Raw genomic sequence first — 19,651 nt, 5'->3', positions numbered from 1 at the left:
CCTGCAGAACATCCACTTAGGTTAAAAGACGTAAGGATATAATTATGATTGTTTCAGCCCCCAGCGATTATCGCGAAGCCGCTCGTCGCCGTCTGCCCCGTTTCCTTTTTGACTATATTGACGGTGGCGCGGTGGCGGAAAATACCATGAACGCCAATGCCGCCGAGCTTGCCTCTGTCGCCCTTCGCCAGCGCGTGCTGTGCGGGGCGGGTGAACCGACGCTGGCCACCACCATCCTTGATGCCCCGTGGGCGATGCCCGTGGCGCTGGGGCCGGTCGGCGCCACCGGCATGTATGCCCGCCGCGGCGAAGTCCAGGCGGCCCGCGCCGCCTCCCGCGCCGGGATCCCTTACACGCTGTCCACCGTGTCGGTCTGCTCCATTGAGGAGGTGGCGAGCCACGCCAGCGGCGCGCTCTGGTCCCAGCTGTACGTCCTGAAAGATCGCGGCTACATGCGTAACGCGCTGGAGCGCGCCTGGGCCGCCGGCATGAAAACCCTGGTATTCACTGTCGATATGCCGATCCCCGGCTCACGGTATCGGGACAACCGCTCAGGAATGTCCGGGCCGCACGCCACCTTGCGACAGTATCTTCAGGCCTGCACCCACCCGCGCTGGGCAATGAACGTCGGCCTGGCGGGCAGGCCTCTGTCGTTCGGTAATATCGAAGCCTATACCGGCCACAAAATGACCATGGACGACTATATGGGGTTTATCAGCAACAACTTCGACCCGTCCATCGCCTGGCACGATCTGGAGTGGATCCGCGACAGCTGGCCAGGAAAGCTGATCATCAAAGGGATCCTTGATGCCGAGGATGCGCGCAATGCCGTGCGGCTGGGCGCCGACGGCATTGTGGTCTCCAATCACGGCGGCAGACAGCTCGATGGCGCCATCCCCACCGCCCGGGCGCTGCCGCGGGTGGCGGAGGCGATCGGCGACGATCTGACGGTCCTTGCCGACTCCGGAGTGCGCTCCGGCGTGGACGTTATTCGCCTGCTCGCCCTCGGCGCTAAGGGGGTCCTGCTTGGTCGGGCCTATATTTATGCCCTGGCCGCCGCGGGCGAAGCGGGCGTGGCGCACCTGCTGCGCTTATTTGCCGAGGATATGAAGGTCACCATGACCCTCACCGGCGCCACCTCCCCCTCGGCCATCAGCCTCGATTGCCTCGACCGGCTGGAAAAAGATCAACAGCGCAGCCGTGCGGTCCCGGTATCCTTATCTGCCTGACGCAGCCCGGGGCCGGGCCTGACCGCGTGCCTTGGCCCGGCAACCGAAATTACCCCTGCGGGTCCAGCGCCGGCCGTTGCGCTGCGTCAGCCGGGCGCTCCGGGCGGATGCGGAACCAGATCGCATACATGGCCGGCAGGAAGATAAGGGTCATGATGGTTCCCCCCAGCGTCCCGCCAATCAGCGTATAGGCGAGCGTCCCCCAGAAAACCGAATGCGTCAGCGGAATGAACGCCAGGATCGCCGCCAGCGCGGTCAGCAGAACCGGACGGGCTCGCTGCACCGTCGCCTCCACCACCGCATGGAACGGATCGAGCCCCGCCTGCTGGTTATGGTGGATTTGACCAATCAGGATCAGCGTATTTCGCATCAGGATCCCCGACAGGGCGATCAGGCCCACAAGGGCATTGATGCCAAACGGCTGATTGAACAGCAGCAGCGTCGGCACCACGCCAATCAGCCCCAGCGGGGCGGTCAGGAAGACCATGACCATCGCCGACAGGGAGCGCACCTGCAGGATAATGATCAGCAGCGTGAGGGCGATCATGATCGGAAATAACGGCACCATCGCCCGGGTGGCTTTGCCGGACTCCTCGATTGACCCCGCCGTCTCGATGCGATACCCCAGCGGCAGGGAGTCGATAATGGGCTGCAGCGACGTCATCAGCGCGGTGGAGACATCCGGCGGCTGCAGGTTATCCGCGACATCGCCCCGGACGGTAATGGTCGGCGTGCGGTCGCGACGACGGAGCAGGGGTTCTTCCATCCTGATCTCTACTTCACCGATCTGCGACAAGGGAACTCGCTGCCCGTCGCTGCCCACCAGGGTGAAATCGGCGATTTTCGCCGGATCCAGACGGATATCCCCCGCCGCGCGGCCGATGACCTGCACGGCGCGAATATCTTCCCGGACGGTGGTGATGGGGATCCCTGACAGCAGGAACTGCAGCTGCCGGGCGACGGCCTGGGAGCTGAGCCCACTCGCCTGCAGCCGGTCCTGATTGAGGCTGAAATGCATCACCGGCACGCGCGAACCCCAGTCGCTATTGACGGTGCGCATCAGCGGACTGGCCTGCAGCACCGATTTCACCCGATCGGCGATGTCGCGCAGGGTATGCGGATCGGGCCCCATCACCCGCCAGGCGACCGGATACGGCGAATAAGGACCAAAAACCAGCTGCGTGACGCGCACCCGCGCCTGCGGCGCCAGGCCATTGGCCACCGCCTCCCGCAGCCGCAGCTTAAGCGCCTCGCGAGAGGCCGGGCCCTCGGTCAATACCACCAGTTTGGCAAAGGAGGGGTCCGGCAACTCCGGGGCCATCGCCAGGTAAAAGCGCGGCGCGCCCTGGCCGATATAGCTGGTGACAATCTTCGCCTCCGGCTGCTGCTGCAGCCAGCGCTCAATATTCGCCGTCGCGGCGCTGGTCTGAATAATCGACGACCCGTAAGGCATCTGCACCTCAACCAGCACTTCCGGGCGATCGGAGGTGGGGAAAAACTGCTTTTTCACCACGCTCATTCCCAGTAACGCCACCATAAACAGCACCACCACCCCGGCGGCCACGCGCCATTTGCGGGCGATAACCCGGGTCAGCAGCCGGCGAAAGCCCCGATAGCGTGGGGTGTCATACAGCGCGGCGTGGCCCGCCGCCGCGGACTTCCTCTCCGGCAGCAGGTGCACGCCCAGCCAGGGGGTAAAAATCACCGCCACAATCCAGGAGGCAATCAGCGCGATACCGACGATCCAGAACACATTGCTGGCATACTCCCCGGCGGTGGATTGCGCAAACCCGTTGGGCATAAAGCCCACCGCCGTCACCAGGGTGCCGGCCAGCATCGGCGCCGCGGTATGGCTCCAGGCGTAAGCCGAGGCTTTGAGGCGGTCGTACCCCTCCTCCATTTTGACCACCATCATTTCGATGGCGATAATGGCATCATCCACCAGCAGCCCCAGGGCGAGGATCAGCGACCCGAGGGTGATGCGGTCGAAGTTTTTACCGGTGGCGGCCATCACCACAAACACCACGGCCAGGGTGAGCGGCACCGCCGCCGCGACCACCACCCCCACGCGCCAGCCCATGCTGACAAAGCACACCGCCATCACCACCAACAGAGCGACAAAAAATTTGATCATGAACTCATCGACCGCCGCGCTGATATTCACCGACTGATCGGTCACTTTGGCCAACGACATGCCGAGCGGCAGGCTCTGATTGATGCTGTCCGTTTCGGCGTCCAGCGCTTTCCCCAGCGCCAGACCATTCCAGCCCTCGCGCATCACCACCCCCAGCAGCAACGCCGGTTCGCCCTGATTGCGGATCAGGAAGGTAGCGGGATCTTCATACCCCCGCTCAACCGTGGCGATATCGGCGAGCTTCAGCGTTCTGCCCCCGGCAATTATCGGCGTGTCGCGGATCTGCTCCAGGCGGTCGAACGCCCCGTCGAGGCGGATAAAGATCTGCCCGCCACGGGTCTCGATAGCCCCGGCCGCGGTCAGCACATTCTGATTGTTCAGCGCGGCAAAAATCGCCTCCGGCGAGAGCCCCACGGTGGCGAGACGGTCATGAGAAAACGAGAGATAAATGCGCTCCGCCTGTTCGCCGAGAATATTCACTTTTTTCACCCCGGGAACATGCAGCAGCTGCTGGCGCAGGGTTTCGGCGTCACGCACCAGCTGCCGGGGCGGCTCTCCCCGCGCCTTCAGCGCAAAAAGGGCAAAGGTGACATCGGCGAATTCGTCATTCATCATCGGACCGGAGACGCCGGCAGGCAGGTTTTTCGCCTCATCGCCCAGCTTCTTGCGCGCCTGATAAAACTGCTCCGGCACCTCGGAAGGCGGGGTCTGATCCTGCAGCGATAAGGTGATTAACGCCATCCCGGGGCGGGTATAGGTCTCGGTGCGATCGTACCACTTCAGCTCCTGGAGCCGTTTCTCCAGCGGCTCGGCGACCTGATCCTGCATCTCCTGCGCGGTGGCGCCCGGCCAGACGGTGATGACCGTCATTTGCTTGACCGTGAAGGGCGGATCTTCCGCCCGCCCGAGCCCGAAGAAGGCCACCAGCCCGGCGACCGAAATAAGGATAATCAAAAACAGGGTCACCGACCGCTCACGGACGGCCAGCGCGGAGAGATTAAAACGTTCGTCGCTCATGGCTGGCTCCCGACGGCAGTATGCTCGCGTCGTTCCGCCAGCCGCACCGTCTCGCCCTGGTGCAGAAGATGGGCGCCCAGAGCGACGATCGGCTCCCCGGGCTTCAGCGGACCGGTCACCCGCGCCGTTTCATCATTCAGGCCGATCACCGTCACCGGTTGCCAGGAGACGGTGGCCGGGCGGGAGGCAACGCGCCAGACGCCAGGGCCGTTGCCCGGATCGTAGACCGACGCCAGGGGCACCTCCAGCACCTCGCCTGGCCCGTGGTCGCTGCCGATGCGCAGGGTTACGGTAGACCCCAGCGGGACGTTCGCCAGCGCCCCGTTCAGCACATAGCGCGCTTCAAAGGTGCGGGTGGCGGCGTCAGCTGCATCCGAAAGCAGGCGCAGGGTTGCGGTGACCGGCTGAGATTCGCTGCCATAGCGTGTCGCCAGCGCCTCGCTGCCGACCGCCGGGCGCAGCGTCTCCGGAAGCTGCACCCGCGCTTCGCGCTGCCCCGCCCGGGCCAGGCGGATCACCACCTGCCCGGCGCTGACCACCTGCCCCGGCTCGGCGAGCGTTTCCACCACCACGCCGTCAGCGTCCGCCAGCAGTCCAGCATAGCCGGTGGCGTTTTGCGCCACGTTTGCCTGCGCCTGAGCCGCGCTGAGGTCGGCTCTCGCCGCCTCTGCCGCCGCGTTGATCTGATCGAACTCCGCCGCCGAGACGGCGCCGCTGGCCACCAGGCCGCGATAGCGGGCCAGATCGTTAGCCGCCTTTTTGGCTCGTGCCCGCGCGGCGTCGACCGCCCGCTGTTGGGACTGCGCCTGCAGGGCAAGATCGGCCGGATCCAGGCGCAACAGCAGTTGACCGCGCCGGACGCTCTGCCCGGTCTCTACCAGCCGTTCAAGGACTTTTCCCGCCACCCTGAAGCCGAGGTCGCTTTGGGTACGAGCCACCACCACGCCGGTAAAGGCTCGCGAGCTGGCCTCCGCGCGCTCGACGGTGGCCACCCGCACCAACGGCGGCCGCGTGCGGGGATCGTCATGATCGGCAGGTTCGCCGCAGCCCGTGAGGGCCAACGGCAGGAGGCAGACGGCAAAATGGACGGCGTTGAGCCTGAGCATGGGTCACCTTAATGAAAAGACCGGTTGGTGAGCGCATTCTCAGACGAGTGACCAATAAAGTCAATAGTCACCAATCAGGGGGAGAGACTTCTCAGGATCAGGGAGGCAAGCAGCACCGCCGCGGTAGGCGCGGTGTCGAGATTGTATTGCAGCTGCACCGGGTTGATGAAAGGACACATCACCATATAGACCGCCAGGGTCGCCTCATCCAGCGGAGTTTTGCGCTCGAACTCGCCCGCCTGGCGGCCTTCGACAAGAATTTGACCAATCAGCTGCTGCAGATGACCGGCATACTGCTCCGTTGAGGGCCATTTATCGCGCGCCGCGACGGCGGCGATGTCGTACAGTTTGCGATCCTCGAAAAACAGTTCACTGCCGGCCTCGGTCAGCGCCCGGAAGAGGCGGCGCAGCTTTTCACTGGCGGAGGGGGCATCGGCGATGGCCTCGCTGACGGCCACCATGATCTTCTCCAGCCGGCTGGCGCAGATTGCCTCGCCAATCGCCTGCTTGGAGTCGAAAAACTTGTAGATATAGGCTTTGGAAAAGCCTATTGCTTTGGCGAGATCGGTGACCGTGGTCTTTTCATAGCCATAGCGACTAAAGTGCGCCATGGCCGCGTCAAGAATCTGGTCGCGAACGCTGTGGTCAAGGGGGCCACGGCTTGCTGGGGTGGAGGTATTTTTCGTCATCCGTTTAGCTTAATGCGATCGCTATCGTTTGACAACGAGTGACGTTATTATGATTTGGTCACAATAACGCCCCGCCCTGATCCTCTCTCTCGCCGCGTTACGCCTCACGCGCCTCATTATTTATCGCGCCGGCGGGCAGACAGCCCAGGCCTTGCAGCGTCATATGTACGGCACGATCGAGCGGGGTATGCGGCTCCGCGCCTAAAAAAGCCACCAGCTTATCGTTGCGCAGGCGTACCGGCAGACGCCAGAGATAGTGCATCTCGACCATTTCGCGCAGGGTGGCGTTGAAGGGCGCCGCCAGCTTCACCAGCCACCAGGGAAAGGACTTTACTACCGCCCTGCCGCCATAGCGGGCGACCACCCGCTGGATCGCCTGGCTCATTTCGCTGCCGTCCGGGTCCCAGTGGCCCTGCATATGGAAGCGGGCAAACGGCTCAAGCTCATGCCTGCGGGCCAGCAGCGCGGCGATGGTGGCGGCGACGTCGGGCAGCCAGGCCCACTGATGCCCCACGCCGATCGCCCCCGGGCGGCGAATGACGCCGGGAAGCTGACCGGGCTTGATCAGCCCCTGGGAAAACCAGCTATTCCCGGCGCGCGGCCCAAAAAAATCCCCCGCCCGGACAATCAACGCCCGGCCGCCGCGCTGCACGTAATCCTCCAGCGCCTGCTCCATCTCCACCCGGATGGCGCCTTTGCGGGTCACCGGCTGTTGTGCGGCCTCTTCCGCAATCAGCGGAAAGGCATCCGGTCCATAGTTATAGACAGTGCCGGGCAGGACAACTAACGCCCGCTGCTGTTCGGCGGCCTGCAGGGTGTTGCGCAGCATAGGCAGTACCTGCTGCCGCCAGTGCCTGTAGCCCGGCGGATTGACCGCATGGACGATCACGTCGCAACCGGCAGCAGCCGCCGCCACCTGCCCGGCATCCAGCGCGTCGCCGGCTATCCACTGCATCCCCTCCTCGGGGCCGCGCACCTGGGCGCCGCGCTTCAGCGCCCGAACCTGCCAGTTGTCCGCCGCCAGCCGGCGGGCCACTTCCCCGCCGATGCCCCCGCTTGCTCCCAGAATAAGGACCTTGCCGCTGCTGTTCATCGTCTTTCCCCGTTCGCTAATGGATGCTTGACAGCCTACCTGCGGCTCATATCAAATGAAATTGCATATCATCATCGAGCGGCTATACATTTTTGTATGAATACCTCTATTCCCTGGGAGTGGTACCGAACCTTTCTCGCCGTCCTGCAGGAAGGCTCTTTATCGGGCGCATCGCGCACTTTGAACATCACCCAGCCGACGGCGGGGCGCCATATCGCCGGGCTGGAAGCCGCCCTCGGCCAGGCCTTATTTACCCGTTCGCAGACCGGCCTGCTGGCGACCGACGCGGCGCTGGCGCTGCGGGTGCACGCCGAGGCGATGGCCAACACCGCCCGGGCGCTGGCACGCACGGCGGCCAACTTTAGTCGCGACAGAACCGATCTGCGTGGCGTGGTGCGCGTGGCCGCCAGCGAGGTGGTCGGCGCCGAGGTGCTGCCGCCGCTGATTGCCCGGCTCAGGCAGGTCTGCCCGAATATTGTCATCGAACTGATGCTCTCCAATCGGTTTCAGGATCTGCTTCACCGGGAGGTGGATATCGCGGTGCGGATGGTCGCTCCGCAGCAGGAGCAGCTTATCGCGCGGCGTCTCGGCAGGATCGAACTCGGCTGCATGCCGCCGATGCCTATCTGACCCGCCGGGGTCGGCCCGCTACGCCTGAGGAGCTTGACGGCCACGCGCTGATTGGTTTCGACAGCGCCACGCCCCTCGTTCGCCGGGCGCTTGAGCGCTACCCCCGTTTCCAGCGCGAGGCGTTCGCGATGCGCACCGATAGCGACCTCGCCCAGCTGAGCCTGATCCGCGCCGGGGCGGGGATCGGCATCTGCCAGGCGCCCCTTGCCGACGGCATCATTCCCCTGCGGCGAGTGCTGGCGGCCGACTTTTCTCTGTATCTCGAGACCTGGCTGGTGATGCATGAGGACCTGCGCCATAGCCCCGCCTGTAAGCGAGTATTTGATTTCCTCGCCGAAGGGTTGCAGGCGTATATTCGCGGCCCACTGGCGCGCTGAGCCACCCGCCTCGCGGGTAACTCCTTCCCTGCTGAAATAGTCACTCATTGACACTGTAAATACGGCATTGTATAAAACCCCGCCTCAATAATGAGTTTCATTTGCATTACTTCCATTTGCTGGTCATCCACTCGCCTGTTTACAAGGATAGCGTTTAATGAAGAAGGTCCTCTGCGCGTTAGGCTTGATGTTCACCGCCGTCAGTTCCGCGCTGGCAACAACCTACCCCCTGACGATTGAAAACTGTGGCTATCAGGAGACCTTCACCCGGCCGCCGGAGCGCGTGGTCGCGCTGGGGCAAAATACGGTCGAAATCCTGCTGCTGCTTGGGCTGCAAAAGCAGGTGGTGGCCAGCGCCTTCTGGCCGACCAGGGTATTACCGCAGCTGGCTGAGCAAAACGCGAAGATTAAAACCCTGACGGTGGAAATCCCGAGCCTGGAATCCGTACTGGCGCAAAATCCCGATTTCGTTCCCGCCCAGTTGCCGCTGCTGCTGGGGCCGGAAAGCAAAGTCGCCAAGCGTGAAGATCTCGCGACCGTCGGCGTGAACAGCTACGTGTCGCCGGGGATGTGCGCCACCAAAAAGGCTACCGGCGATATGTACGGCAGCCGGCAGAAGCTGTGGGACATGACCTGGCTGTATCAGGAAATTAGCGATTTTGCCCGCATTTTCAACGTGGAAGATCGTGGCCAGGCGCTGATCGCCGATTTCAAAAAACGTGAAGCCGACCTGCGTCTGGAGTTCGGTAAAAGCAAAAAAGATCTCTCCTTCGTCTTCTGGTTCTCCAGCGCCTCGCCGTCGGCCGATGCCTATGTCGGCGGCAAAAACAGCGCCTCCGGCTTTATCGCCAGCGTGCTGGGCGGACATAACGCCATTACCGCCGAGACCGAATGGCCCACGGTGAGCTGGGAGAGCATCATTGCCGCCAACCCGGACGTGATCGTGGTCTCAAGCCTGGATCGTAACCGCTGGGCGCTGGATAAGGCCGAGGAGAAGATCAAATTCCTCAAAAGCGATCCCGCCGTCAGCCAGCTGGAGGCAGTGAAAAAAGGCCATATCGTGGTGATGGACGGCCAGGCGATGAATCCGACCATCCGCACCCTCTACGGCGCGGAACAGGTGGGCGAACAGCTGAGAAAAATGGGGCTTAACTGATGAGCGTCGCCGTGCTTCAGACGCGCCGCAGCATGCTGCTCACCGGCTGGTGCGTCGTGGCAGTGTTCGTGCTGGCGCTGGTGATAGCGGTAGGCGTCAGCGTTGGCGAACTGCCCATCCCGCTGCACAACGTCTTTTACGCTATCAGCAATAAAACCGGCTTAACCGCAGTGCCTCTCAATCGGATCTACGAGAGCGTCATCTGGGATTTCCGCCTCAGCCGCGCCCTGGTCGCCGCCTGCTGCGGCGCCGGCCTGGCTATCTGCGGCGCCGTGCTGCAAAGCCTCCTGAAGAACGCCCTCGCGGAGCCCTACGTCCTCGGCGTCTCCGCCGGGGCCTCCACCGGCGCGGTATCAATCGTGGTGCTGGGCCTTGGCGCCGGGGCGATCTCCCTCTCCGCCGGGGCGTTTGCCGGAGCCTTCGCCGCCTTCGCCTTTGTCGCCTTTCTGACCAACGGCGCGCGCGGCGGCAATGAGCGCACCATCCTGGCGGGCGTCGCCGCCTCGCAGTTATTTAACGCTCTCACGGCCTACACCATCAGCACCTCCGCCAGCGCGCAGCAGGCGCGCGATGTGATGTTCTGGCTGCTGGGCAGCTTCAGCGGCGTCCGCTGGCCCGAATTCCAGCTGGTCCTGGTGGTGGTTCTCGCGGGCCTGGCGGTCTGCCTGTGGTATGCCCGGGCGCTGGACGCGTTCACCTTCGGCGACGATGCCGCCGCTTCGCTGGGCATTGCCGTGCCGCGCGTGCGCCTGATCCTCTTCACCACCGCGGCGGTGATCACCGCCACCATCGTCAGCATGGCCGGCTCGATCGGCTTTGTCGGCCTGGTGGTGCCCCACGTGATGCGCTTCTTCTTTGGCCCGCTGCACCGGACGTTGCTGATCGCCAGCGCGCTGGCGGGGGCGATCCTGATGGTGCTGGCGGACATTGCCTCGCGCCTGCTGATTGCCCCGCAAAGTCTGCCGGTCGGGGTGGTGACCGCTCTGGTTGGGGTGCCTTTCTTCGCCGTGATTATCTACCGCTCAAGGAATAAGTGATGAGTATTTGCGCTGAAAATATCACCTGGAAGGCAGGCAAAAAGGTCATCGTCAACACGGTCTCGCTGCGGGTGTCGCGCGGCGAAACGGTGGGACTGCTGGGGCCCAACGGCTGCGGCAAATCCTCGCTGCTGCGGGTTCTCGCGGGCCTGCGCCGCCCGGATGCGGGTCGCGTCACCCTCGACGGCCAGGACATCGCCAGGATGGCGAAAAAGCAGCTCGCCCGCCGGGTGGCGTTCGTCGAGCAACACGGCATGACCGAGGCCAATATGCGGGTGCGCGACGTCGTGCGCCTGGGGCGTATTCCGCACCACTCGCCGTTCTCAAACTGGAGCGCTCAGGATGACGAGGCGGTCACCGCCGCGCTGCAGCGGGTGGCGATGCTGGAGAAAAGCGACCAGGGATGGCTGAGCCTCTCCGGCGGCGAGCGGCAGCGGGTGCATATCGCCCGCGCCCTGGCGCAGAACCCGAGCGAGATCCTGCTGGATGAACCCACCAACCATCTGGATATTCACCATCAAATGCAGCTGATGCAGTTGATCAGCGAGCTGCCGGTGACCAGCATTGTGGCCATTCACGATCTTAATCATGCCGCGATGTTCTGCGATTCGCTGATCGTGATGCAGCAGGGGCAGATCCTCGCCAGCGGGACGCCGGAGGAGATTTTGTCCGAAGCGCTGCTGTGGGACGTTTTCCGGGTGAAAACCAAAATCGAGATCTCCCCGTACCACGGTAAAAAGCACATTCATTTCATCGTTTAGGTTTGGCGTATATGCCTCTCTTCTCCCTGCGCCCTGCGGCGACCCTCTGGCCTCCCGTTTTACTGGGAAGCCAGTTCGTTTTTAATATTGGCTTTTATGCGGTCGTCCCTTTCCTTGCCCTCTTCCTGCGCGACGAGATGCTGCTCTCCGGCGGGCTTATCGGCCTGATCCTCGGGCTGCGCACCTTCTCCCAGCAGGGCATGTTTATCATCGGCGGGACGCTGGCCGACCGCTATGGCGCTAAGGCGATCATCCTCGCCGGCTGCGTGGTTCGCGTCGCCGGCTATCTGCTGCTGGCGTGCGGCACAACGCTGGAGCCTATTATCCTCGGCGCCTGCCTGACCGGCGTCGGCGGAGCGCTGTTTTCTCCGTCGATCGAGGCCCTGCTGGCGCGGACCGGTACCCACAGCCAGGCCAACGGAAAACGCAGCCGCGCCGAGTGGTTTGCGCTGTTTGCAGTGTGCGGTGAACTGGGGGCGGTTATCGGCCCGGTGGCCGGAGGGTTGCTGAGCGGGATCGGCTTTCGACATATCGCCCTCGCCGGCGCGGGGCTATTTCTTCTGGCGCTGCTGGTGCTCTTTTTCTGTCTGCCCGCCGACGGGCAGCGGACACAAACGCGCAGCCGGGTGCCGTGGTGGACCCCTTTGCGTCAGCCGCGCTTTGTCGCGTTTATTATCGCCTACAGCTCATGGCTGTTGAGCTATAACCAGCTGTACCTCGCCCTGCCGGTGGAGATCCAACGCGCCGGCGGCCGTGAGCAGGATCTGGCGCCGCTTTTTATGCTGGCCTCGCTATTGATTATTACCCTGCAGCTTCCTCTCGCCCGTTTCGCCCGACGTATTGGCGCCGTGCGCATTCTGCCGGTGGGCTTTCTGCTGCTGTCGGCTTCTTTTGTCAGCGTGGCGTTATTCGCCGCCTCGTCGCCCGCCGAAGGCTGGCTGCGATTATTGCCGTCGGCCTGCTTTGTCACGCTGCTCACCCTCGGCCAGATGCTGCTGGTGCCCTCAGCCAAGGATCTGATCCCGCTGTTCGCCGAGGAGTCGACGCTGGGCGCCCACTACGGGGCGCTTGCCACGGCGGGGGGGTGCGCGGTGTTAGCCGGGAATTTGCTGCTCGGCCATATGCTGGACCAGGCGCTCACCCCCTCGCCGCAGGCGGTCTATCCCTGGCTTCTGCTGGCGCTGTTTCCGTTGTGCAGCGCCGTGGCCCTGCGGGCGATCTGCCGCCCGCTGGCGGCAACCTGACGCTGAGCGGGCAACGGCCAGCTCAGGAAGTTAACCGGGGGAAGCGCACGGAGGCCAGCCCGCCTTATTGTGCCGCCAGCTCGCGGCGAACGATCTCGGCGCCGGCGCTTAAGGCGTGCAGTTTGCCGGTCGCGACCTGGCGCGGCAGCGGCGCCATACCGCAGTTGGTGGACGGATAGAGCTTGTCGGCATCGACGAACGCCAGCGCCTTGCGCAGGGTAGCGGCCACCTCTTCCGGGGTTTCGATAGCATGGCTGGCCACATCGATGGCTCCGACCATCACCTTTTTACCGCGGATCAGTTCCAGCAGATCCATCGGCACCCGCGAGTTGTGGCACTCGAGAGAGATAATATCGAGGGACGATTTCTGCAGCTGTGGGAAGGCCTCCTCATACTGACGCCACTCAGAGCCCAACGTTTTTTTCCAGTCGGTATTGGCCTTGATGCCGTAGCCGTAGCAGATATGCACCGCCGTCTCGCACTTCAGCCCTTCGGTGGCTCGTTCCAGCGCGGCGATCCCCCAGTCGTTCACCTCATCGAAGAAAACGTTGAAGGCCGGCTCATCGAACTGAATAATATCGACCCCGGCGGCCTCTAACTCTTTCGCTTCCTGATTGAGGATTTTGGCGAACTCCCAGGCCAGCTTTTCCCGGCTTTTATAGTGGTTGTCATACAGCGTGTCGATCATGGTCATTGGGCCCGGCAGCGCCCATTTAATCGGCTGACTGGTGAGCTGACGCAGATAGCGCGCGTCCTCAACGAAGACCGGTTTCTGGCGCTCCACGGCGCCCACCACGGTTGGAACACTGGCCTCATAGCGGTTACGAATTTTCACGATCTCGCGTTTGGCAAAATCAACGCCGCTGAGGTGCTCAATAAAGGTGGTGACAAAGTGCTGCCGCGTTTGCTCGCCGTCGCTGACAATATCGATCCCGGCCCGCAGCTGGTCGTCGAGGGACAAACGCAGGGCGTCGCGCTTGCCGGCCAGTAATTCTTCGCTGGACAGTTTCCAGGGCGACCACAGGGTCTCTGGCTGCGCCAGCCAGGAAGGTTTCGGTAAACTGCCGGCGGTCGATGTCGGAAGCCATGTTTTCATAATCAGTAGCCTTTTATTTTGGTTTAGCAAAGCGCGAAGTTAGCAGACCATTGCTCAAGCAATGTCTTGTGCGGGTTGATAAAATGTTGTTGTGTAAATTTACCCTGCTCTATCGCCAACAGGCTGCGCTCTTCCCGGTCATAAACAATTTTGGTGACGGAATGATCCAGGTGATTGAGATTGGGCTGATAGTATTGCCCCGCCGCAGAATTCGCGTTGTAGATCTCCGGTCGGTATATTTTTTGAAACGTCTCCATCGTGCTGATGGTCGCGATCAGCTCCAGGCTGGTGTAATCGCTGAGCAGATCGCCGGAAAAATAGAAGGCCAACGGCGCGACGCTATGTTTTGGCATAAAATAGCGCACCTGCAGCCCCATTTTGCTGAAATAGCGCTCGGTCAGCGAGACGCCTTCCTGGGCATATTCAATGCCGAGGACCGGGTGTTCGTTGCCCGTGCGACGGTAAACATCTTTGCTGGATACGCTCAGGCAAATCACCGGCGCCTTGCTGAAGCTGGTCTTATAGGCGCTGGATTGCACGAAATCCTTAAAGATATTGCCGTGCAGCTCGCCAAAGTTTTCGGGCACGCTGAAGCGGTTCTGGTCTTTATTATGCTCCAGCAGCAGCACGCTAAAATCATAATCCCGCACATACGAAGAGAAGTTATTGCCGACGATACCGGCATGGCGCTCACCGGTTTTTTTATCGACAATATGCGTTTGCAGGATCTCTATCACCGGAAAACTGGCGGCATTCTGAGCAATATTCATCTCGACAGAAATAATATCCAGTTCCACCGCATAGCGATCGTTGTAGGGATTATCCCAGTGCGCCAGGGTATTAAACCGGTTATTCATCATGATTAACGTATTGCGCAGATTGTCCTGACGGCTCTCCCCTCTGGCCAAATTGGCAAAGTTGGTGGTAATACGCGTATTTTCCGCAGGGTTATAATTTTCATCAAACCGGCTGCGCTTAATCGTATAGGTAAATTCGTTATTCATGGCGATTGTCCATCCTGGTGTCGGGCATAAAGCGGAATAAGCGGAGTATTTTCCACAGGCGACGCAGAGTCAGACCTGGCGCGCTTCAACCGGTAAATGTTGTTGATTCGTTAATGGGTCTATTTTTGCCAGAGTCGGTGATGGAGGGAAAGCGACTTAAATTCATTGCAACATGAGCTATCCTCATGTTGCTCCGCTAAGCGCCAGGTGTACTCGAGGTATCGTCATGATGCCATGGTCAGGGGCGGCAGTTCAGGCCACGTCAGGCTAATAAACGTTTGTGGTGTGAATGTATGCCAGGGTACAATCTTTAACCACTATAATACGTGCTTTAACATAGCCGTCGTACCCGTTTAGCTGGAGCTTTTGTCGTACAGAATGATTGTTGATATCAGTATTATGTCGATGTGCATGGCCGTGCTGCTGATTATGAGCGTACTGCTGAATTAAGAGGCTCCCGAACACAATGACACCCGCACTCATCTGACCTTCACATTCGCGAGGAATAAAGGAGATTCAGAGGATTCGCGCCGCACGGGATTGTCCCGCCTGCCGCCGCCCTCTACTCTTTTGGTACTTGTTAATCGAGGAATACCAGATGAAAAAAGCTCTCCTTGCCCTGTTCGCTATCGCCGCCGTGGCCGCCGCCAGCGCGTTTGCCGCCGATAAAACCGACGCCCCGACGCCCGCTGTCGACAACGGCGGTCGTCCTCCGCTGGAGATGGGTCATGGCCCCCAACCGCCGTTCCCACCACCGTTTCCGCCGCGCAAGCCGGTGCTGTTTTCAGCAACGGTCGCGACCGATACGCCGGCGGAAACCATTAACAAACTGACCGCCCTGATCCCCACCGGTCAGGCGAAGCACTACGAAGTTCACGTTGAGGTGGTGCCGGTTGCGGAGGATGCCGACGGGAAATAGCCCTGGCGTCGGCGCTCTGCCTGAGTCCTGTGATAATAAAAAAGCTGCCGCTTATCGCGGCAGCTTTTGTTAGCTTGAATAAAACAGAATGCTGAAAATTAGCTGCGCACTTTACGGTAGATAAACAGCACGACCAGCGCACCGATTACCGCCACCACGAAGCTGCCGAAATTAAACCCGTCGACTTTGCCAAAACCAAAGAAGGTACTGATCCAGCCGCCGACCACGGCGCCGATGATCCCCAGAATAATGGTTACAATAAACCCGCCGCCGTCTTTCCCCGGCATAATCCACTTGGCTAAAATACCGGCAATAAGTCCAAAAATGATCCAGGAAAGAATACCCATGGTTAACCGTCCTCTTGTTACCTTTAAGCATTTCGTATTGAAAAGAGTAGCATATATAACGAGATTGGATCGGTAATAATCTATTTATTAGATAATTTCTTGCCGCCGCGCGGTAGCGCAGCTGGCCTGATGTTTCGCGCTGGCGGACCCGCCCCCGCTTATTCCCCTGAAAAAAGGGAGGCTATTCGCCTCCCGGTTACGACTTATATTACCGCGGTGGTTAGCCGCGATGAACAGCATAATCGCGACTGTTCGTCGAAGATTTCAATTTGCCAGACCTGGTGGCGAGTCCCGACGTGCAGCGCTTTGCACACGCCCCGCACCCGGCCCCCGCGCGCCGAACGAATGTGGTTGGCGTTAACCTCCAGCCCCACCACCTTCTGTTCGCCTTCGCTGCACAGATAACCCGCCACCGACCCCAGCGTCTCCGCCAGCACCACCGACGCCCCGCCGTGCAGCAGGCCAAACGGCTGCTGTGTACGGCCATCCACCGGCATGGTGGCCTCCAGCGTATCGTCGGTAAAGGTCTCAAAGCGAATATCCAACAGCCCTACCATGTTTCCCTCACCGAGCCGGTTGAGCTGCTCCAGCGTGGCCTGACGTTTCCAAATCATCCGATTATCTCCAGTAACGCCTGCAGCGGATGGCGAACGCCGCTGCCTTCAATGCGCTTCACCTGGCTGCGGCAGGAGTAGCCCGTCACCAGACAGCGGTTACGCGGCAGCCGCTGCATCGCCTGCTGCCAGGAGAGCGCGTAAATGGCCAGCGAGTTGGCATGGTTTTTCACTTCATGACCATAGGTGCCTGCCATCCCGCAGCAGCCGACGCTGACGTTTTCCAGCTTCGCGCCGAAGTGGGCAAAAATCTCTGCCCACTGCTTCGTCGCCGCCGGCAGCGCGGTCACTTCCGTACAGTGACCGAACAGGTACCAGGGCTCGCCGCCCGGATCGGGACGGGCGTCGGCGGTCAGGACCTTCGGCAACCACTCATGGACTAACAGCACCTGAAAATCGCCGCGCTTGTCGCCAAGCGTTTGCTTATATTCATCGCGGTAACAGAGCACCAGCGCCGGATCGACCCCGACCAGCGGCATACCCAGCTGCGCCACGCGGTTAAGGAAGTCTGCCGTTTTCTGCGCGGTGCGCGCGAAGCGGGTCAGGAATCCTTTAATATGCTGCGCCTTGCCGTTTGGCGAGAACGGTAGCAGCACCGGCTGATAGCCTAAGGCCTCAACCAGACGGATAAAGTCAGCCACCACCTGGGCGTCGTAATAGCTGGTAAAGGGATCCTGCACCACCAGCACCATCTTCGCTTTCTGCTCGGCGCTCAGCGCTTCGAGCTGCTCAAGGGTCATGTTGGCGGAGCGGTGGCCGGCCATCTGCTGCTTCAGCGACGGCGCCGAGAGCAGCGGCAGATCGACCATCCCGATATGCTTCTCCGACAGCTTTTTCAGCCACGGCTGGTTCATGAAGAAGTTAAACGTCTTCGGCGCCTGGGCCATCAGCGGCGCATAGGATTCCACCGACGCCACCAGATGATCGCGCACCGGCCGCAGGTAGCGGCTGTGGTACAGCTGCAGGAAGCGTGAGCGGAACTCCGGGACATCGATTTTGATCGGGCACTGGGTCGAACAGGCTTTGCAGGCCAGACAGCCGGACATCGCCTCTTTGACCTCGTGCGAGAAATCATATTCCCCTTTGCGCGCATGCCAGCTGTTGCGCGTGCGCGCCACCAGCGAGCGCAGGCTAACGCCCTGCTCCGGCAGCGCCTTCTCCAGCTGATTGGGATCGACGCCGCGATCCGCCAGCAGACGCAGCCATTCGCGGACCAGCGTCGCCCGCCCTTTCGGCGAGTGGATGCGCTGGTTGCTCACCTTCATCGACGGACACATCGGGCTTTTTACGTCAAAGTTGAAGCACAGCCCGTTGCCATTACACTCCATCGCCCCGCGCCAGGCGCTGCGCACCGCGATAGGGATCTGCCGATCCCAGGTGCCGCGCTTCACCGCGTCGACTTTCATCATCGGCGCGTCAATCCCTTCCGGCGGACAAATTTTCCCCGGGTTCAGTCGGTTATCCGGATCGAAGACCGCTTTGATCTTCCGCAGCTCGCCGTACAGCGCCTCGCCAAAGAATGCCGGGCTGTACTCGGCGCGGAAGCCTTTGCCATGTTCCCCCCACAGCAGACCGCCATATTTCGCCGTTAGCGCTACCACATCGTCGGATATCTGCTTCATCAGCACCTCCTGCTGCGGATCGCACATGTCCAGCGCCGGGCGCACGTGCAGCACCCCGGCGTCGACGTGGCCAAACATACCGTAGCTCAGGCCGTGGCTGTCGAGCAGCGCGCGAAACTCGACGATATAATCCGCCAGGTGTTCGGGCGGGACGCAGGTATCCTCGGCAAAGGGGATCGGCTTGGCGGCACCTTTGGCATTACCCAACAGGCCTACCGCCTTCTTGCGCATGGCATAGATGCGCTCCACGCCATCAAGATCGTGACAAACCTGCCAGCCGATGACTCCCGCCTCGCTGCGGGCCATCAGCTCGTCCAGACGCTGGCACAGGGTGGTGACCTGCTGGTCAATCAGCGCCGCGTCATCCCCGGCGAATTCGACGATATTCAGCCCGAGCATCTCTTTATCCGGTACGTCGGTGATCAGTTCGTTCACCGAGTGCCAGACGATATCCTCGCGCGCCAGATTGAGGACTTTAGAGTCGACGGTCTCCACCGACAGGGCCTTGGCTTCCACCATAAAGGGTGCATTACGCAGCGCAGAGTCAAAGGAGTCATATTTGACGTTGACCAGCCGGCGCACCTTCGGCAGGCGGGTAATATCCAGCCGCGCTTCGGTGATAAACGCCAGCGTCCCTTCCGAACCGGTTAAAATCCGCGTCAGGTCGAACTCGCTCATCTCATCGTTAAAGACGTGGCGCAGATCGTATCCGGTGAGGAAGCGGTTGAGTTTGGGAAACTTATCAATGATCAGCTCGCGCTGCGCCTTGCAGCGCTGGTAGACCGTGTTGTAGATCCGGCCGATCGTCGAGGGCGTATTGCCCAGCGTCTCCGCCAGCGCCACCGGCACCGCCTGGGTATCGAGGATATCCCCGCCCATCAGCACCGCCCGCAGGCCAAGCACGTGATCCGACGTTTTACCATACACCAGCGATCCCTGTCCGGAGGCGTCGGTGTTTATCATCCCGCCCAGGGTGGCGCGGTTGCTGGTGGAGAGCTCAGGCGCAAAGAAGTAACCATAGGGTTTAAGAAACTGGTTCAGCTGATCTTTGATGACTCCGGCTTCGACGCGCACCCAACCCTCTTCGGGGTTGATTTCAATAATGCGGTTCATATAGCGGGACATATCGACGATAATTCCGCCGTTCAGCGCCTGGCCGTTGGTGCCGGTGCCGCCGCCGCGCGGGGTGAAGATCAGCGATTTAAAGCGTGGTTCGGCGGCGACCCGCGCCAGTAACGCTACGTCTGCCGTGGAACGTGGAAACAGGACCGCATCCGGCAGCAGCTGATAGACGCTGTTGTCGGTGGCCATCGTCAGCCTGTCGGCATAGCTGGTGGCGGTATCGCCGGTAAAACCCTGTTGCTCCAGTACCTGCAAAAAATTCAGCACCAGTTGAACTACCCCTGGCGCCTGAGAAATTTGTGGGATCATCACACTTGACCCTGCCTGACTATGTTGTGTTTGAAAATATTGTGTTGGTGCTAACTAAACGTTTGCGTAGCGCATTCAACTTTTTATCACATTTTTTTCATATGCGCCCACGTGTTTTCTGTGCAAAATCAGCCCGGCAAAATTA

General features: G+C 61.2%; 15 protein-coding genes and 1 pseudogene. 7 read left to right on the top strand and 9 right to left on the bottom strand.

The window, feature by feature from the left end; translation table 11 throughout:
- The first annotated feature begins 44 nt into the window (after positions 1-44).
- Complete coding sequence (gene lldD / locus ABLX76_RS06355; protein WP_348874244.1) at positions 45-1,229, top strand: FMN-dependent L-lactate dehydrogenase LldD; 1,185 nt, start codon at positions 45-47, stop codon at positions 1,227-1,229.
- A 49-nt stretch (positions 1,230-1,278) separates the two neighbouring features.
- Here lldD and ABLX76_RS06350 read toward each other — a convergent pair whose 3' ends face one another.
- From ABLX76_RS06350 to ABLX76_RS06335, 4 genes are all read right to left on the bottom strand, one after another.
- Positions 1,279-4,380, bottom strand: a complete 3,102-nt coding sequence (locus tag ABLX76_RS06350) for an efflux RND transporter permease subunit (RefSeq protein ID WP_348874242.1) — start codon at positions 4,378-4,380, stop codon at positions 1,279-1,281.
- The gene (locus ABLX76_RS06345; RefSeq protein WP_348874240.1) at positions 4,377-5,486 is read right to left on the bottom strand and encodes an efflux RND transporter periplasmic adaptor subunit; all 1,110 of its coding nucleotides are present in this window, start codon (positions 5,484-5,486) and stop codon (positions 4,377-4,379) included. Before ABLX76_RS06345 ends, ABLX76_RS06350 begins: the two co-directional genes overlap by 4 nt.
- A 74-nt stretch (positions 5,487-5,560) precedes the next feature.
- Positions 5,561-6,175: a TetR/AcrR family transcriptional regulator gene (locus ABLX76_RS06340; RefSeq protein WP_065805468.1), complete on the bottom strand. Its 615-nt coding sequence runs from the start codon at positions 6,173-6,175 to the stop codon at positions 5,561-5,563.
- A 97-nt stretch (positions 6,176-6,272) separates the two neighbouring features.
- Positions 6,273-7,268, bottom strand: a complete 996-nt coding sequence (locus tag ABLX76_RS06335) for an NAD-dependent epimerase/dehydratase family protein (protein ID WP_065881313.1) — start codon at positions 7,266-7,268, stop codon at positions 6,273-6,275.
- 96 nt (positions 7,269-7,364) lie between these two features.
- On the opposite strand from ABLX76_RS06335, the pseudogene ABLX76_RS06330 reads away from it, so the two are divergent.
- From ABLX76_RS06330 to ABLX76_RS06310, 5 genes and pseudogenes are all read left to right on the top strand, one after another.
- Positions 7,365-8,275 (top strand): annotated as a pseudogene (locus ABLX76_RS06330) (LysR family transcriptional regulator).
- A 157-nt stretch (positions 8,276-8,432) separates the two neighbouring features.
- Positions 8,433-9,431 carry an ABC transporter substrate-binding protein gene (locus ABLX76_RS06325; RefSeq protein WP_065881309.1) on the top strand — a complete coding sequence of 333 codons (999 nt, stop codon included), beginning with the start codon at positions 8,433-8,435 and terminating at the stop codon, positions 9,429-9,431.
- Positions 9,431-10,468, top strand: a complete 1,038-nt coding sequence (locus ABLX76_RS06320; RefSeq protein WP_032453250.1) for an iron chelate uptake ABC transporter family permease subunit — start codon at positions 9,431-9,433, stop codon at positions 10,466-10,468. Before ABLX76_RS06325 ends, ABLX76_RS06320 begins: the two co-directional genes overlap by 1 nt.
- Positions 10,468-11,229 (top strand): ABC transporter ATP-binding protein, encoded by a 762-nt coding sequence (locus ABLX76_RS06315; protein WP_023290094.1) that lies wholly within the window; start codon positions 10,468-10,470, stop codon positions 11,227-11,229. Before ABLX76_RS06320 ends, ABLX76_RS06315 begins: the two co-directional genes overlap by 1 nt.
- 11 nt (positions 11,230-11,240) lie before the next feature.
- On the top strand, positions 11,241-12,473 hold the full coding sequence (locus ABLX76_RS06310; RefSeq protein ID WP_032453255.1) for an MFS transporter: 1,233 nt from the start codon (positions 11,241-11,243) through the stop codon (positions 12,471-12,473).
- Positions 12,474-12,537: 64 nt separating this feature from the next.
- Here the strand turns inward: ABLX76_RS06310 and ABLX76_RS06305 are convergent, their stop codons facing one another.
- Positions 12,538-13,569, bottom strand: a complete 1,032-nt coding sequence (locus ABLX76_RS06305) for a methionine synthase (protein WP_023290096.1) — start codon at positions 13,567-13,569, stop codon at positions 12,538-12,540.
- Positions 13,570-13,592: 23 nt separating this feature from the next.
- Positions 13,593-14,573 (bottom strand): DUF1852 domain-containing protein, encoded by a 981-nt coding sequence (locus tag ABLX76_RS06300; protein ID WP_065881307.1) that lies wholly within the window; start codon positions 14,571-14,573, stop codon positions 13,593-13,595.
- 598 nt (positions 14,574-15,171) lie between these two features.
- On the opposite strand from ABLX76_RS06300, the gene ABLX76_RS06295 reads away from it, so the two are divergent.
- Entirely contained in the window at positions 15,172-15,492 is a 321-nt protein-coding gene (locus ABLX76_RS06295) for a hypothetical protein (protein WP_072419985.1), read from the top strand.
- A gap of 98 nt (positions 15,493-15,590) precedes the next feature.
- Here the strand turns inward: ABLX76_RS06295 and ABLX76_RS06290 are convergent, their stop codons facing one another.
- The 3 genes from ABLX76_RS06290 to ABLX76_RS06280 all read right to left on the bottom strand — a co-directional run bounded on the left by ABLX76_RS06290 (position 15,591) and on the right by ABLX76_RS06280 (position 19,506).
- Positions 15,591-15,839: a GlsB/YeaQ/YmgE family stress response membrane protein gene (locus tag ABLX76_RS06290; RefSeq protein ID WP_004203110.1), complete on the bottom strand. Its 249-nt coding sequence runs from the start codon at positions 15,837-15,839 to the stop codon at positions 15,591-15,593.
- Positions 15,840-16,042: 203 nt separating this feature from the next.
- Positions 16,043-16,453, bottom strand: coding sequence for a 1,4-dihydroxy-2-naphthoyl-CoA hydrolase (gene menI / locus ABLX76_RS06285; protein WP_023290099.1), 411 nt, complete (start codon positions 16,451-16,453; stop codon positions 16,043-16,045).
- Positions 16,450-19,506, bottom strand: a complete 3,057-nt coding sequence (locus tag ABLX76_RS06280; RefSeq protein WP_032453253.1) for an FAD-binding and (Fe-S)-binding domain-containing protein — start codon at positions 19,504-19,506, stop codon at positions 16,450-16,452. The genes menI and ABLX76_RS06280 overlap by 4 nt, the downstream gene beginning before the upstream one ends.
- Positions 19,507-19,651 lie beyond the last annotated feature (145 nt).

This window comes from Klebsiella sp. JB_Kp004 (genome assembly GCF_040065795.1).
Taxonomy (GTDB): Bacteria; Pseudomonadota; Gammaproteobacteria; order Enterobacterales; family Enterobacteriaceae; genus Klebsiella; species Klebsiella quasipneumoniae.
This window is presented reverse-complemented; position numbering and strand designations above follow the sequence as displayed.